The organism is Massilia brevitalea, from assembly GCF_030711405.1.
Lineage (GTDB): Bacteria > Pseudomonadota > Gammaproteobacteria > Burkholderiales > Burkholderiaceae_D > Telluria > Telluria brevitalea.
Window position 1 is genome coordinate 82,838 of record NZ_JAULSI010000006.1, and the last position, 14,421, is coordinate 97,258.

General features: G+C 66.7%; 10 protein-coding genes. All 10 read right to left on the reverse strand.

Features of this window, described 5'->3' with window-relative positions:
- Nucleotides 1-230 precede the first annotated feature (230 nt).
- Nucleotides 231-1,649: a mannose-1-phosphate guanylyltransferase/mannose-6-phosphate isomerase gene (locus QWL29_RS05260; RefSeq protein WP_305821831.1), complete on the reverse strand. Its 1,419-nt coding sequence runs from the start codon at nucleotides 1,647-1,649 to the stop codon at nucleotides 231-233.
- Nucleotides 1,646-2,815 (reverse strand): nucleotidyltransferase family protein, encoded by a 1,170-nt coding sequence (locus QWL29_RS05265; RefSeq protein ID WP_305821832.1) that lies wholly within the window; start codon nucleotides 2,813-2,815, stop codon nucleotides 1,646-1,648. The genes QWL29_RS05260 and QWL29_RS05265 overlap by 4 nt, the downstream gene beginning before the upstream one ends.
- A gap of 121 nt (nucleotides 2,816-2,936) precedes the next feature.
- Nucleotides 2,937-3,941, reverse strand: a complete 1,005-nt coding sequence (galE, locus tag QWL29_RS05270; RefSeq protein ID WP_305821833.1) for a UDP-glucose 4-epimerase GalE — start codon at nucleotides 3,939-3,941, stop codon at nucleotides 2,937-2,939.
- Between the two features lie 164 nt (nucleotides 3,942-4,105).
- Nucleotides 4,106-4,849, reverse strand: coding sequence for a WecB/TagA/CpsF family glycosyltransferase (locus QWL29_RS05275; RefSeq protein WP_305821834.1), 744 nt, complete (start codon nucleotides 4,847-4,849; stop codon nucleotides 4,106-4,108).
- A 7-nt stretch (nucleotides 4,850-4,856) separates the two neighbouring features.
- A complete protein-coding gene (gene wecB, locus QWL29_RS05280) occupies nucleotides 4,857-5,963 on the reverse strand; it encodes a non-hydrolyzing UDP-N-acetylglucosamine 2-epimerase (protein WP_305821835.1) in 1,107 nt (368 codons plus the stop codon).
- 39 nt (nucleotides 5,964-6,002) lie between these two features.
- Nucleotides 6,003-7,964: a heparinase II/III family protein gene (locus QWL29_RS05285; RefSeq protein ID WP_305821836.1), complete on the reverse strand. Its 1,962-nt coding sequence runs from the start codon at nucleotides 7,962-7,964 to the stop codon at nucleotides 6,003-6,005.
- On the reverse strand, nucleotides 7,961-9,085 hold the full coding sequence (locus tag QWL29_RS05290) for a glycosyltransferase family 4 protein (protein ID WP_305821837.1): 1,125 nt from the start codon (nucleotides 9,083-9,085) through the stop codon (nucleotides 7,961-7,963). Before QWL29_RS05290 ends, QWL29_RS05285 begins: the two co-directional genes overlap by 4 nt.
- A gap of 127 nt (nucleotides 9,086-9,212) precedes the next feature.
- Nucleotides 9,213-10,496, reverse strand: coding sequence for a phenylacetate--CoA ligase family protein (locus tag QWL29_RS05295; RefSeq protein ID WP_305821838.1), 1,284 nt, complete (start codon nucleotides 10,494-10,496; stop codon nucleotides 9,213-9,215).
- Complete coding sequence (locus QWL29_RS05300) at nucleotides 10,478-11,896, reverse strand: glycosyltransferase (RefSeq protein WP_305821839.1); 1,419 nt, start codon at nucleotides 11,894-11,896, stop codon at nucleotides 10,478-10,480. The genes QWL29_RS05295 and QWL29_RS05300 overlap by 19 nt, the downstream gene beginning before the upstream one ends.
- A gap of 229 nt (nucleotides 11,897-12,125) precedes the next feature.
- On the reverse strand, nucleotides 12,126-14,363 hold the full coding sequence (locus tag QWL29_RS05305) for a heparinase II/III domain-containing protein (protein ID WP_305821840.1): 2,238 nt from the start codon (nucleotides 14,361-14,363) through the stop codon (nucleotides 12,126-12,128).
- Between the last annotated feature and the right edge of the window lie 58 nt (nucleotides 14,364-14,421).

Below are 14,421 nucleotides of genomic sequence, written 5' to 3' on the forward strand. Positions count from 1 at the left end.
GATGTTGTGCGAGTGTAGGGTGGGTTCTCGAACCCACCACGAGGATGCCGACAGACCACCGGCCTCGGCAGTTGCCGACAGACCACCGGCCTCGGCAGTTGCCGACAGACCACCGGCTCGGGCAGGCGGTGCGCATGCGCCGTTGTGGTGGGTTCGAGAACCCACCCTACGGACCCGGCCCAATAAAAAAAACGGGCCTCGCGGCCCGTTCCTGTATCAGCAAGACGCGCTTACGAACGCTTGTAGATATCCTCGAAGCGGACGATGTCGTCCTCGCCAAGGTAGCTGCCCGACTGCACTTCGATGATGTGCAGCGGCAGCTTGCCCGGGTTTTCCAGGCGGTGGTTCATGCCGATCGGGATGTAGGTCGATTCGTTTTCCGACAGCAGGCTGACCTTGTCGCCGCAGGTGACGCGCGCGGTGCCCGAGACGACCACCCAGTGCTCGGCACGGTGGTGGTGCATCTGCAGCGACAGCTTTTCGCCCGGCTTGACGGTGATGCGCTTGACCTGGAAACGGTCGCCGGAATCGATGCCCTCGTAGTGGCCCCATGGGCGGTACACGCGGGTGTGGTGCAGGTGCTCGGTGCGCTCTTTCGACTTCAGGTGCTCGACCACCTGCTTGACGCGCTGGACCTGGTCCTTGTGCGCGACCAGCACCGCATCTTCGGTCTCGACGACAACGATGTCTTCGACGCCGACCACGGCCACGATGCGGCTTTCGGCGCGCACCAGGGAATTCTTCACGCCGTCCAGGTAGACGTCGCCGCGCTGGGCATTGCCGTTTTCGTCGTGCGGCTGCACTTCCCACAGGGCCGACCAGGAACCGACGTCGCTCCAGCCGATGTCGGCCGGCACCACCACTGCGTCCTGGGTATGTTCCATGACGGCGTAGTCGATCGAATCCGACGGGCAAGCCGTGAAGGCGGCGTCGTCGAGGCGGCAGAAATCGAGGTCGCGGTAACCGTTGTTCACTGCCTTGTCGGCAGCGTCGGCGATTTCCGGAGCGAATTTCGCCAGCTCGGACAGATAGCGCTCGGCGGCGAACATGAACATGCCGCTGTTCCAGTAGTAGCCGCCGTCGGCCACGAAGGCCTGGGCCGTGGCCAGGTCCGGCTTCTCGACGAAGCGTTCGACCGCGTAGCAGTCGGCGCAGTTGGCCAGCGCCGCGCCGCGGCGGATGTAGCCGTAGCCGGTTTCAGGCGACTTCGGCACGATGCCGAAGGTGGCCAGGCCGCCGCCCTGCACCATGGTGGCGGCGCGCAGCACCGCTTCCTTGAAGGCTTCGCGGTCGGTGATCACGTGGTCGGCCGGCAGCACCAGCATGACCGCTTCCGGATCGACGGATTTCAGGAAATGCGCTGCGGCGGCGACGGCCGGCGCGGTGTTGCGGCCAACCGGCTCGAGCAGGATCCCCAGCGGCGTAATGCCCGCCGCGCGCAGCTGTTCGGCCACCATGAAGCGGTGGTCGTTGCCACACACGACAAGCGGCGCCATCAGACCAGGCAAGCCGGCAACGCGCAACGCGGTTTCCTGCAGCATGGTCTTGTCCGCAACCAACGGCAACAGCTGCTTGGGCAGCACGGCGCGCGACAGGGGCCACAGCCGGGTACCGGCGCCGCCGGAGAGGATCACTGGGTAAATCTTCATGCGTTCGCTTTCTCTAGGTTATTACTTTTCTGACTCGCGATTTCCTTGCGGCTACTGCGCCGGCGGTCACGCGCATTCAGCCATTCATCGGAACCATACTCCGACGCGTGCTTCATTTCTCCGGCACGGTCGACACTATATTCTTTAAAGACTATCATTTCATGCAACGTTACATCATGCAACACGCGAGTATATTCAAACAACACACTTCGCACAATCTCCGCGCCTTCGCAGATGTGGCTGCCATGTCCGATCCAGGTCGGGCCGACGATATGCGCGCCCGCTTCGATGCGCACGCCCGAGCCGATGTACACCGGCCCTTCGATTTTCGTGCCGCCGCTCCAGTCGATGCTGGTGTTCAAACCGGTCCAGATGCCCGGCTCGATCTGGATGCCCGGCACGTCCATGTGGTTGACTTCGCCGGTCAGCACCGTTTGCAGCACTTCCCAGTAATCGCTCATGGTACCGATGTCGAGCCAGTTGAACGGGCGCGTCTGGGCATAGAACGGCAGGCCGCGCTCGGCCAGCAGCGGGAACAGCTCGGAACCGATGTCGAACGGCACGCCGGCCGGGATCAGGTCGATCACTTCCGGCTCGAAGATGTAGATGCCGGTGCTGATGTAGTTCGACAGCGCTTCTTCCTGGCTCGGCTTTTCCTGGAACTGCTTGATGCGCCCTTCTTCGTCGGTGACGACCACGCCGTACGACGAGACCTTGTCCCACGGGACTTCCTTGGTGATGACCGAGGCCATCGCGCCCTTGCGGCGGTGTTCCAGCAGGGCCGCCTTCAAATCGAGGTCGATCAGGGCGTCGCCGCACAGCACGATGGTGGTGTCGTCGAAAAAGCCGCCGAATTCCTGGATCTTCTTCATGCCGCCGGCCGAGCCGATCGGCTCCGGCACGACCGTGCCGTCGTCGGTCATGTAGCCTTCGAAGGAATAGCCGATCTGCACGCCGAACTGCTCGCCTTCGCCGAAATACTCTTCGATCTTTTCGTGCAGCCAGCTGACGTTGACCATGATCTCCGTGATGCCGTGCTTCTTCAGGTGCTCGACCAGGTAAGCCATGACGGGTTTACCGAGCAGCGGAATCATCGGTTTCGGAAGATCGTAGGTGAGCGGGCGCACGCGGGTGCCCTTGCCTGCCGCGAGAATCATTGCTTTCATTGGAGCGTCCTCATTCTGTTAGGTTTTGCGCTGCCGGGCTGTCAAACTTTGTATGAATTCTTGTGCTGTTTTGTCGCCCGGCGTGCATGGTTTTCCGTGGGTACAAGCTTGCCCGGCAGGCTCAAGCCTTGCCGTTGGCGGTCTGGTAGTGCCAGGTGTCGGCGCACATCTGCGCCACGTCGCGCGTGGCCTCCCAGCCGAGTTCGTCGCGTGCGCGCGCCGGGTCGGCGTAGCACTTGGCGATGTCGCCCGGACGGCGGTCGACGATCTGGTAGGGAATCGGACGGCCGCAGGCCTTTTCGAACGCGGCGACCATTTCCAGTACGCTGTTGCCGCGGCCAGTGCCGAGGTTGTACGTCAGCAGGCCCGGCGCCTTGGCCAGCTTTTCCAGGGTCTTCACGTGGCCGATCGACAAATCCACGACGTGGATGTAGTCGCGCATGCCGGTGCCGTCCGGGGTCGGGTAGTCGCCGCCGTAGACCGACAGCTTTTCGCGCTGGCCAGTCGCCACCTGGGCGATGTAGGGCACCAGGTTGTTCGGAATGCCGGATGGCTCTTCGCCGATCAGGCCGCTTTCGTGGGCGCCGACCGGGTTGAAGTAGCGCAGCAGCGCGATATGCCAGTCCGGCTCGGCCTTGATCAGGTCGCGCAGGATGTCTTCGATCATCAGCTTGCTGCGGCCATAGGGATTGGTGGCCGAGAGCGGGAAGTCTTCCAGGATCGGCACCGAGGCCGGGTCGCCGTAGACGGTCGCCGAGCTGGAAAACACCAGGGTCTTGACGCCGAACTTGGCCATGGTTTCGAACAGCACCACGCTGCCCGAGACATTGTTGTCGTAGTAGCGCAGCGGCTGCGCCACCGATTCGCCGACGGCCTTCAGACCGGCGAAGTGGACCACGGCGTCGACCTTGTGGGCGGCAAACACCGCTTCCATGGCCGCGCGGTCGCGGATGTCGGCTTCGACCCGTTCGAACGGTTTGCCGGTGATCTTTTGCACACGCTCTTGCACCGAGCGCTGGGCATTCGAGAGATTGTCGACCACGACCACGTCGTACCCGGCATGTTGCAACTCGACGACGGTGTGGGAACCGATGTAGCCCACGCCGCCCGTAACCAGAATCTTCATTGTCGTCACTCTCTGTGTTTGTACTGTTGATGCGATTGATACGCGCCTGTTTCGGCGCTCCAGGACAGCGTCATGCCATCCCCCCTTGTTCTTTCGGCAGCGGCTTTCTGTGGCCGCCTTCCCCTATTCTTCACTTTCCCTTACGGGCAAACATCACACTTCCATCACACCTTGCGGCCGGCTGCTTCCTTGATGAACAGCCAGACAAACGCCATGTCGTCGATAAAGTAACGGCGGAACATGCGGCGCGGCTCCTGCAGGAAGCGGTAGAACCATTCCAGGCCGGCGCGCTGCATCCAGCGCGGCGCACGGCGCACGAGGCCAATCGCCACGTCGAAGGTCCCGCCCACGCCCATGGCGAACGGGATCTTCATCTCGCCTTGCCAGCGGCCGAGAAATTGTTCTTTCTTGGGCGAGCTGATTGCCACGAACAGCAGGTCGGCGCCGCTGGCGCGCACCTGTTCGGCCACCTGCACTTCCTCTTCATTCGTCCAGTAACCGTTGCGCCAGCCGGCGATCATCAGGTCGGGATAGCGGCGGCGATAGGTGTCGGCCACCGCGGACACGACTTCCTCGCGCGCACCGAGCAGGAACACGCGCCAATTCTTTTCGCCGGCGCGCCGCATCAGCGCCTCGAACAAATCGATGCCGGCCACCCGCTCCTTCAGCGGTTTGCCCAGCAGGCGCGAGGCCCACACCACCGGCATGCCGTCGGCATTCACCAGCGCGCAGTCGTTGACGATGCGGCGCAGGTCCGGATCGCGGCTGGCTTTCACCAGCTTGTCGACATTCACCACCACGTGCTGATGGGGCTGGCCGGAGCGGATGAATTCCTCGATACGCACGAGGGTTTCCTCCATCGACAGATTGTCGATCCTGCAGCCCATCATGGTGATGGCGGGTGTCATGCCAGCCTCACCCCAGCGCTTTGGCGAGAATGGCGACGATGCGTTCGGCGGCCTTGCCGTCCCACAGTTCAGGACGGCGGCCCTGCTTGCCTTCGCCGCGCAAGACCTTGCGCGCTTCCAGCAGGATTTTTTCCGGGTCGGTACCGGCCAGCACGTTCGAGCCCTCGTCGACCGTCACCGGACGCTCGGTGTTTTCGCGGATGGTTACGCAAGGTACGCCCAGGGCCGTGGTTTCTTCCTGCAGCCCGCCGGAGTCGGTGAGGACCATGGCCGCGTCTTTCCAGAGGTTCAGGAAGGCCATGTAGGCTTGCGGGCCGGCCAGGGTGATGTTCGGACCGAGGTCGATGCCGAACTTCTCGATGTTCGCGCGGGTACGCGGGTGCACCGGGAAGATCAGCGGCAGCTCCTGCGCGATTTCCTTGAGGGCGCCGGCGATGCGGGCAAAGGTTTCCGGCTCGTCGACGTTGCTCGGGCGGTGCATGGTGACGACGCCGTAGCGGCCACCGTTTTCCTGCGCTGCGGCCTTGAAGGCGGCGGTCTCGAAACCGGAGGTATCGGCGCGCGTGAGTTTGTCGGCCTGGTACAGCACGTTGTCCACCATCACGTGGCCGACATAGTGCACTGCCGAGTCCGCCTTGCCTTCGCGGCGCAGGTGCTCGACGGCGGCCGGCTCGGTGGCGAAGAACCAGTCCGAGATGCTGTCGGTGACGAGGCGGTTGATTTCTTCCGGCATCGACATGTCGCCGCTGCGCAGGCCGGCCTCGACGTGGGCCACCGGGATGTTCAGTTTCTTGGCGACGATCGAGCAGGCCAGCGTGGAATTCACGTCGCCGACCACCAGCACGGCGGCCGGACGCTCGTTCATGCAGAGCTCCTCGAAGCCGACCATGATTTTCGCCGTCTGCTGGGCGTGGCTGCCGCCGCCGGCGGCCATGAACACGTCCGGCTGGGGAATGCCGAGTTCCTCGAAGAAGACGTCGTTCATCTCGCGGTCGTAGTGCTGGCCGGTGTGGATGATCTTGAACGCCAGCTTGTCCTGCGCCTGCAATGCGCGCACGATCGGCGCGATTTTCATGAAATTGGGACGTGCGCCTGCAACCAGATAGATAAGCATGTTTGGACGATCCTGCATTGTAGTAATTATGGAAACTAATTAGAAAAACGTTATTGTAAACCTGCACTCGACCGGAACGGCGGACGATACGGTGCTGATGCGCAACACGTCGCACGGCTCCTTCGATTCGTAGCAGCGCGAGTACCAGCCCAGCGGCGGGTTTTCGGCGCCGCGCACCAGTTCCAGCTTCAGGTCGGCGCCGCTGGCCTGCATTTGCAGGGCGAAGCGCTTGCCGCGCACGTGCAGGCCGGTGCTGGTCAGGCGCACGTTCAGTTCCGGGGCGAAGTGCCAGAACAGCTCCATCGGATGCGGGCGCTTGCCGGCAACCTCGTCGCGCACCGTCAGCGTCGAGCTGGCGGCGTCGAAACGCACGCTGCGCACGTGGCGCACCGGGTCCGCCAGGCGCGCGTAGCCATCGTGCGAGCCGCGGAAATCGAATTCGTGGGGCGAGGTCGGCATGCGCTCGATGCTGGCGCGCGCTTTTCTCAGCCACAGGAAGCGCCCGCCCGAGACCGACTGGTCGCGGCCGTCGATGCGCACCGTGTTGTGCGCTGAGGTACCGCGGAAATAATCGCGCCATTTCTGGTCTTGCCAGTACGAATAAGTGCCGGGGTCGACCAGCACTTCCTCGCCCGCCACCGAGAGCGTCATCGACAGGGCGTCGGCGTGGCCGTGGGCGGCGATGCCGAGGTAGCCGAGCGGCCCGCAGTCGAGCATGCCCTTGATTTCGTCGGGTTCGCCGAAGTGCGAGCCGAACAGGAAGTAGCCGCCGTCGGGGAAGGCCCAGCCGGTGTCGGGTTCGTGGGCGTCGGCGTCCGGACGGCGCCCGGGCAGCGCGTGCAGCAGCCAGCGCACGCCAGGGTGGCTGTCGGGGGCGGCGCCGAACACGGTGTCGCCCAGCGCCAGCAGTTGCGCGGCGCGGTCGCTGCCGGCGGCGTCGAGGCGGAACACGATGCCGTCGTCGGCGTCGCCCACCATCGGCACGTGGCCGCCGACGTCGCGCACCGAGCGCAGGAAGCGCAGCGCACGCTGCAGCACGCCCCAGTAGTTGCGCGAGAACGGCACCCCGGTCGCCTGTCCCACCAGCCCGGCCACGAACAGGAATTCGGCCGAGAACACGTGGTAGGCAAAGGCCTGCTCCTTGTTCACGCCGTCGAGCGAATACTGCAGGCGCGCCTGCACCTCGAGCTCGCGCCGGGCCTGCTCCATCCAGGCGCCGGACTCTTTCCAGCAGGGCCAGACCGAGGCGCCGACGAACAGGCCGGTGAGTTCGCCGATCAAATGGTTGTTGGCCGAGGAATGGCGCGACAGGTTGCGCGCAATCGTGCGGCAATGGGCGTGGATGCTGTCGAGCCAGTCGGCGCGCAGGCGCTGGCCGGATTCGCCGGCGAACAGGCTGCTCGATTCGCCGCCCACCAGTTGCCACAGCAAGGCCCAGTTGACCAGGCGGATGCCCATTTCGAGCGGGCTGGTCCAGTTGGGGCCGGTCAGCGGCGGGCACTGGTCGAGCCAGCTGCGCAGCTGCTGTTCGAGCGCGTGCAGCCAGCGCACTTCGCCCGACACGCTCCAGGCTTGCGCCAGGCGCACCAGGTGCAGGTGGCGGTTCAGTTCCCAGACGTGCTTGATGTCGCCGACCAGTTCCTGCCTGTCGATGGCGATGTCGCCCGAAAACACGGCCGGGCCGGTGATGCCGCTGTCCGGGTCGCGGTTCCAGACGGTGGGCACGCCGACGTCGAAGCTGCGGTCGGCGAACAGCACCACGTGGCCGGCGCAGATGCGGTCGGCTTCGGCCAGCAGGGCATCTATCTGGACCGGGTCGAGCGCCGGGGCGCCGTGGACGTCGAAGCTGCGCGCGCGCGGCAAGGGAGCAGGCGCGGCCCGGTGGGCCGCTCCCCGGCTCATCCTTGTGCGCGCGGCCTGGCGCACGCGGTAGCCGATCTCGGCCACCGACATGCAGCGCAAACGGTTGACCAGCCAAACCATGCGTACTGTTGCGTTCATCGCGTCCCCGCCAAATCGTTGTAGATCGCGGCCAGGCGGCCGCAGACTGCCTGTGTCGAATACTGTGCTTCCACTGTCTTGCGCGCGCTGGCGCCGAGCCGGCTGCGCAGGCCCTCGTCGGCGAGCAGGCGCGCCAGGGCGCGCGCCAGGGCGGCGCCGTCGTGCGGCGGCACCAGCAGGCCATTCTCGCCGTCGCGCACCAGTTCCGGGATGCCGCCCACGCTGCTGGCCACCACCGCCTTGCCGGCCGCCATCGCTTCCAGCAGCGCCATCGGCAAGCCCTCGGCATGCGACGGCAGGCAGAACACGCTGGCCCGCGCCAGCTCGGCGTCGCGCGCGGCGGCGTCCAGCCAGCCGGGCAAGTCGATATGCCCGGCGATGCCGCGCTGCGCCGCCTGGCGCCGGAATCCGTCCAGGTCGCCGCTGCCGCCCATCACCAGGCGCAGCTGCGGAAAGCGCGGCGCCAGTTGCACGACGGCGTCCAGCAGTTCGGCCGTGCCCTTGGCTGCTTCGAGCCGGCCAAGGAAGAGGATGCGGCCCGGGACCACGGTTTCCGTCTCGCCTGCCAGGCTGGCAAGGTGTGCCGGGCTTTCCGGGACGGTGGTGGTCCTTGCCGCAGGCAGGGACACTGCGTTCGGCACCACGGCCACGCGCGCCTTCGGCGCGAAGCCTTCGATAAAGACGGCCCAGCTGTCGGACAGGGCGATGACGAGCGAGCTGCGTTCGAGGGTATGGCGGATCCAGCGCCGCATCAGGGCGCCGGAGCGCTCCAGTGCGTATTCGCGGAAGGTGCCGCCGTGCAGGTGGAAAATGGTCTTGCAGCCGCTGGCGCGTGCCAGCAGCAGCACCAGCGACTTGCGCACGAAACTCGCTCCCGATGAAGCATGGGCGTGGACGATGGCCGGACGCTGCAGCAGGCAGGTCGCCAGCGTGGCCCAGAGGCCGGCGCCGGCGTGGCACAGCTTGGCCAGGGCGCCGCCCTCGCGGTGGGTGCTGACGTAGTGCACCGCCTCGCGTTCGAACAAACCGCCGGCCCGCAGCACCGACAATATCGCTGCCACCCCACCCCGCCCGTCGAGGGCCGTGCCGACCATCAGGATGCGCGGCGCGCGCGCTTTCATGCGCAGGCTCCGGCAGGCGTTGGCACCGATCTGGTGGGAAGGAAGTGGTTCACGTTTCTTAATAAAGGTACAATATTTCGATCATACATCAAGAATTTCCCCTCCCGCGCACGGTTCGCCACAGAATTCACATTTCAAACGCAATAAATTCATACTTGCCGTTCGGTCCGCGTGGAATGGCCGCAACCCGCTCCACGCCTGCGTCCACGCCGGGTACACGCAGGAGGAACTTGTCCAGCAGGGCCGCTTCGTCGGCCGCGCCGAAGGCGTCGGTGGCGACGACGCGCAGCACGAAACGCGCGTCGCCGCGATACAACACCTGGCCTTCGAGCAGGCCGCGTTCATGGCCCTGGAATACCCGGTCGAGGCGGGCAATGACCCGGCCGTCGGGCAGGGTCACGATGCGCTCCTGGCGCCCGATCACGGCCTTGACGGTGGGGAAAACCCGGCCGCAGGCGCAGGGCCGGCCGTTGCCAGGGAGAACACGGTCGCCGGTGCGGTAGCGCACCAGCGGCATGGCCGCATTGTTCAGGGTGGTGCCGACCAGTTCGCAGCTGCCGTCTTCTCCTTCCAGCAATTCGACGGCGCCGTAGTCGGTCAGCACGTGGTAGTTGCCGCGCTCGCAGCTGCCGATGGCCACCACCCGTTCGGCCTGGCCATACCAGTCGTAGACCGGCACGCCGAAGGCGCTTTCCACGGCCATGCGTACTTCCGGCTCCAGGGTTTCCGACGACGTGAGTACGCCGCGCAGTGCCCGGCCGCGATAGCGCTGCCCGGCCGCGTTCAGCCAGGCGGCGAGGGTGCCGACCGAGGACGGGTAGGCATGGATGACCACCGGGTCGTGCCGCTCGAGCGCGCCGACATAGGCGCCAATGGTGGCGTTCGACAGGTGGTAGGACGACATCATGAGCATCTTGCCGAACCAGTCCTGGCACCAGTAGCGCCCGTCGGGCGGCTGCGGCGGGCAAACGATCTCGCCACGGATCCAGGCGCGCCGCTGGCCGTGGCGCCAGCCGATCCAGGCCAGCTGGCGCTGGATGAAGCCTTCCTCGCGGATCACGGCGCCCAGGGTCTGCACCAGCGCCAGCGGGCTGCCCGAGGTGCCGCTGGTGCGGATCGTGTTGCGCAGCAGCGTGCCCAGGCTGCGCGGACGCAGGAAGCGCTCCGGATGGCGCTGCAGCTCGGTCTTGTCGAGCAGCGCCGCGCCTTGAGTGAGACGGCGCAGGCGGGTGCCGTCCGGCTCCACGGGCACGCCGATGCGGCGCGCGCGGCGCGCGATGGCTGCGTTCAGCAGCGCCGCCGAGCGCTCCACGGCGGCCAGGCGCGGGTACACCAGGTAGCGGCCCCAGAAGCCGCGCAGCAGCTCGCGCAGCAGCGAGCGCAGCGTAAACTTCAGCGAATAGGTCCACATGGCGGGCAGATGGCGCTGTAGACCTGCGCGACCTTGCGGCCGAGGATGGCGTAGCTGCGGTGCGCACGGACCCAGGGCGGCCCGCGCGCGGCCACCCCGGCCGCCAGTGCGCGGTCGTCCAGCAGGCGCAGCGTGGCTTCGGCAAAGGCTTCGGCCTGCATCGGCACGCACAGCCCGGCTCCGCTCTCTTCGAGGACCAGAGCCTGGTCGGGAATGTCGTTGGCCACGCTCGGGAGGCCCAGCGCCAGGTACTCGACCAGCTTGGTGGGAGAAGACACGTCGAACAGCACCCCGCGCGGGATCGGCGACAGGCCGACTTCGGCGCGCACGGCATAGCCGAGCGCCTCGCGCTGGGGCAGCCAGCCGGTGAGCAGCACGTGCCGGTCGAGCTTCAGGCTGGCGATCTCGCGCCGCATCCAGGCCATTTCGTCGAGCGAGGGCGCGTCGCCGGCGATCACCAGCAAGACCTCCGGCAGGCGCGCGCGCAGCAGCAGCGCAACGTCGAGCAGGAAGCCGGACTGGCGCGATTGCGCCACGCTGCCCAGGTAGAGCACCACGCGGCGCCCATCCAGGCGCGGGTCGCTGCTGGGCGCGATGGCGCTGCGCTCGAACAGGGCGCTGTCGACGCCCATCGGCACCGCCGTCATGCGCCCGGGGGCAATGCCGCGCCCGGCCAGCCAGACGCGCATCGCCTCGCTCTGCACGAACACGTGGTCGGCGCGCGGCAGCACCAGGCGGTACAGCAGCAGACGCGAGGCTTGCGCACGCAGCGCGGGCGCAAGCCACAGTGCTCCCCTGCCCCGCTTGCCGATGGCGTCGCGCCGCACCTCGAAGCCTTCGACGATCGGAAACGACATCCAGTAGACAAAAGGGACGCCCAGCAGACGCGCGGCTTGCGCACGCAGCGCGTGCGCAAGCCACAGTGCTCCCCTGCCCCGCTTGCCGATGGCGTCGCGCCGCACCTCGAAGCCTTCGACGATCGGAAACGACATCCAGTAGACAAAAGGGACGCCCAGCAGACGCGCGGCCAGCCAGGCCACGAAGGCGCTGGCGATCTTGTCGCGCACCTGGATGCAGCCCGGACGCACGCGGCGCCAGGCGCGCAGCAGGCCGAGCACGTCCCAGAACGGAGAGAATACGGCGGCGAAACGGCTGCCCAGGCGGCCGACCACCTGCATGCCGCCCCGGTCAGGCTGCCCGGTGCTGCCGGTGCCGTCGGTGTCGTCGGTGCCATCCGGGCCATCGGGACCGTCCGCGGCATCCGGGCCGGCCTGCCCGACCAGTTCGGCATGCACGCCATGGCGCGGCAATTCGGCGCCGAACAGGGTCAGCACATCGGCCCGGCGCGGCGGCAAGGGGTCGCGGACGATGTAGGCAATCGATAGCGGACGGGAGCGCATGTCGGGGTCGGCTGGTGATGACCGGTCGATACTAGCGCAGCGCGCTGCCCGAAACCCGGCCGCAGCAAGCGCGCGCACGGCGCCTTTGCGGCCGCTCAAGCGCGGGCCTGATTCGGCGCTGGAAAGCCACGGGCTGCCGGGATAAAAAAAATCCTCACGGCATGGACGCTGTGGGGATTGGCTAGCGATGACACCCGCTACGGGAAGCGCGGGCGGACACCGCGCCGTATCAGTTCAGCGTGACCGCTTGCCCCGCCACCGTGACCGTGCGCACCGTACCCGAGGCCGCCACCTGCACCGGTGGGCGCTTGCAGCCGACGTCGAGCAGCACCAGGAACTCGGCAGTCGACTTGCCGTCGTTCGGCAGGTAGAAAGCGCCGTGGTCCTCCGTCACGCCGGACTTCGGCGCCGGGCCGGCCCACTTGGCGAAGCTGGCGTTGCCGTTCAGGCTGCGCACGCAGACCGACTGGCCGTTGGCGGCAATCTTCACCGCACCCGTGTTTTCCACCGTCATCGCCACCGGGGCGTGCAGGTTGAATTCATAAGTGTGCGGCACGCTGGCGGACAGGCGGTCGCGCACCAGGATCGCATTTCCGGCATTGCGCAGGTGCCAGACCTGGCGCTTGGCCATGGTCAACTGGCCACCGTAGGCCGCGGTGGCGTCGCCCTCGGCATAGTCGTAGCCCGGCTGGGCCGAGAACGCCGTGATCTTGCCGTTGCGTTGCAGCTGCTCGCGGTAGCCGTTCACCAGTTGCCCCTTGCCGCCGTCGAAGGTGATGGCGTTCTGCGAGCGGCTCTGGTGGTACCAGTCGGTCCAGTAAGGCGAGCCGTACCAGTCGTACCAGCCGGCCTTGACCAGCAGCGGCTGGCCGGCCACCGACAGCAACAAGCCATTCTGGTCGCCATGGCTATGGTTGAAGGAACCGTAGGGGCTGGACTTGAAGAAGAGCGAGCTGCGCGCGGTCGAGCCGATATCGCTGTGCATCGCCACCCAGCCGATGCTCGGGTAGTAGGCGCTGCTCGACGGCGGCGCCTGGGTCCTGGTGTCGGCCACCGGCATCGGGTACGGCGCCTGCAGCAGCGACAGCGTGTCTTCGGTGCCGCCCAGCTTGTCGACGTACCAGGCGGCGCGCGGCGACACCATGCGCGAACCGAAAGCGTGGAACACGCGGGTGTCGGGCTTGGTCTCGGAGCCGTCGCCAAAGGCGTGGATCTTCGAGCCCGGCGGCGTGAACTGGGTGGCAAAGTCGAGGAAACCCAGGGCCCAGGGCTTGGCGTAGAAGTTCACGCCGGTGGCCTGGGTCAGCGGGTCCCACAATTGCACCAGGTAGCCGGCCGCGTACTCGGCATAGGCGGTGCCGTTGGCGAAGCCGCCTTCCGGGCCGGCCCAGGGCGACGGCGCATTGGCATAGGCGCGGAACGAGAAGTCGAACCATTTCTGCGCTTCCGGGATGTCGCCCAGCGAGAGCGAGGAAATCAGCACCAGGAACACCAGGCTGGTGTTTCCGTGCGAATCGAAGGGGTACTGGTCGAGGCGGCCGTTGTCGCCCGCCAGGTTGCGGTAGATTTCCTCGGTGCGCACGCGCACGGTTTCCAGCCAGCGCGCCTTGCGCGTTGCGTCCAGGTCGCCGGCCAGGCTGTCGACGGCCTTGATCAGGGACACCGAGATCTGGCGCGTGGCCTGGTCCTGGTTGGCATAGCTGGTCGGGCCGGTCGGATTCAGGCTGGCCAACTGGTCGCCCTTGCGCAGCGCCTCGTTCAGGAACAGCGGATCGCGCTTCATGCGCCACATGATGGCGGCCGCTTCCAGCTGGCGGCTGGCTTCGTTGATGCGCTGGCGGATGTCGGTCTGCTGGGCGGCCATGGCGGCGGTCAGCGGCGTGGTGATCGCGATCGGCCAGCGCGCGTCGTTCAGCGCCGGCAGCGCGTTGATCTGGAGCTTGATCTCGTTGCTCATGCGGCTCACGTAAGGGTCGAGCTCGGCTTTCTTGGCGGCGTTCCAGCTTGTGTACAGGGTGAATGAAGGCGGCAGTGCGCGCGGACGCGCCTTGGCGGCGATGCGGCTGCGCAGGGTGGCGTTGTCGGGTACTTCGAACACCGTGGAACGGCTGGTGAGCTGGAAGCTGCGCGGGCTGGACCAGTCGTTGCTGCCGCTCGGACGCACGCGCCAGGTGTAGTTCCCCAGCGGCAGCGCCTTGGCCGGCAGGTACCAGTTGCGTTCGACGACAGCCTTGACGGGCGCGCCGCTCTCCGGGGTGATCTCGATTTCGTAGGCGGCCGGGCCCGTGGCGTGGCGCGCCCAGGTGAAGCCGGGCGGATTCTGGGCCTGCACGGCATTGTTGGTGGGACCCGGCTGGACGATCAGCGGGTCGGTCGACTGCGCCCAGTCGGCACGCGCGTTCAGCGACAGTGCGCACAGGGACGCCAGGGCGAGGGCCTGCAACAGGCCCTGTCGGTTGAATTTCATTGAATGATGCTCCGGACGATGGGATGACTTGTCGAGAGGGCCAAACACGGCGTTGGGC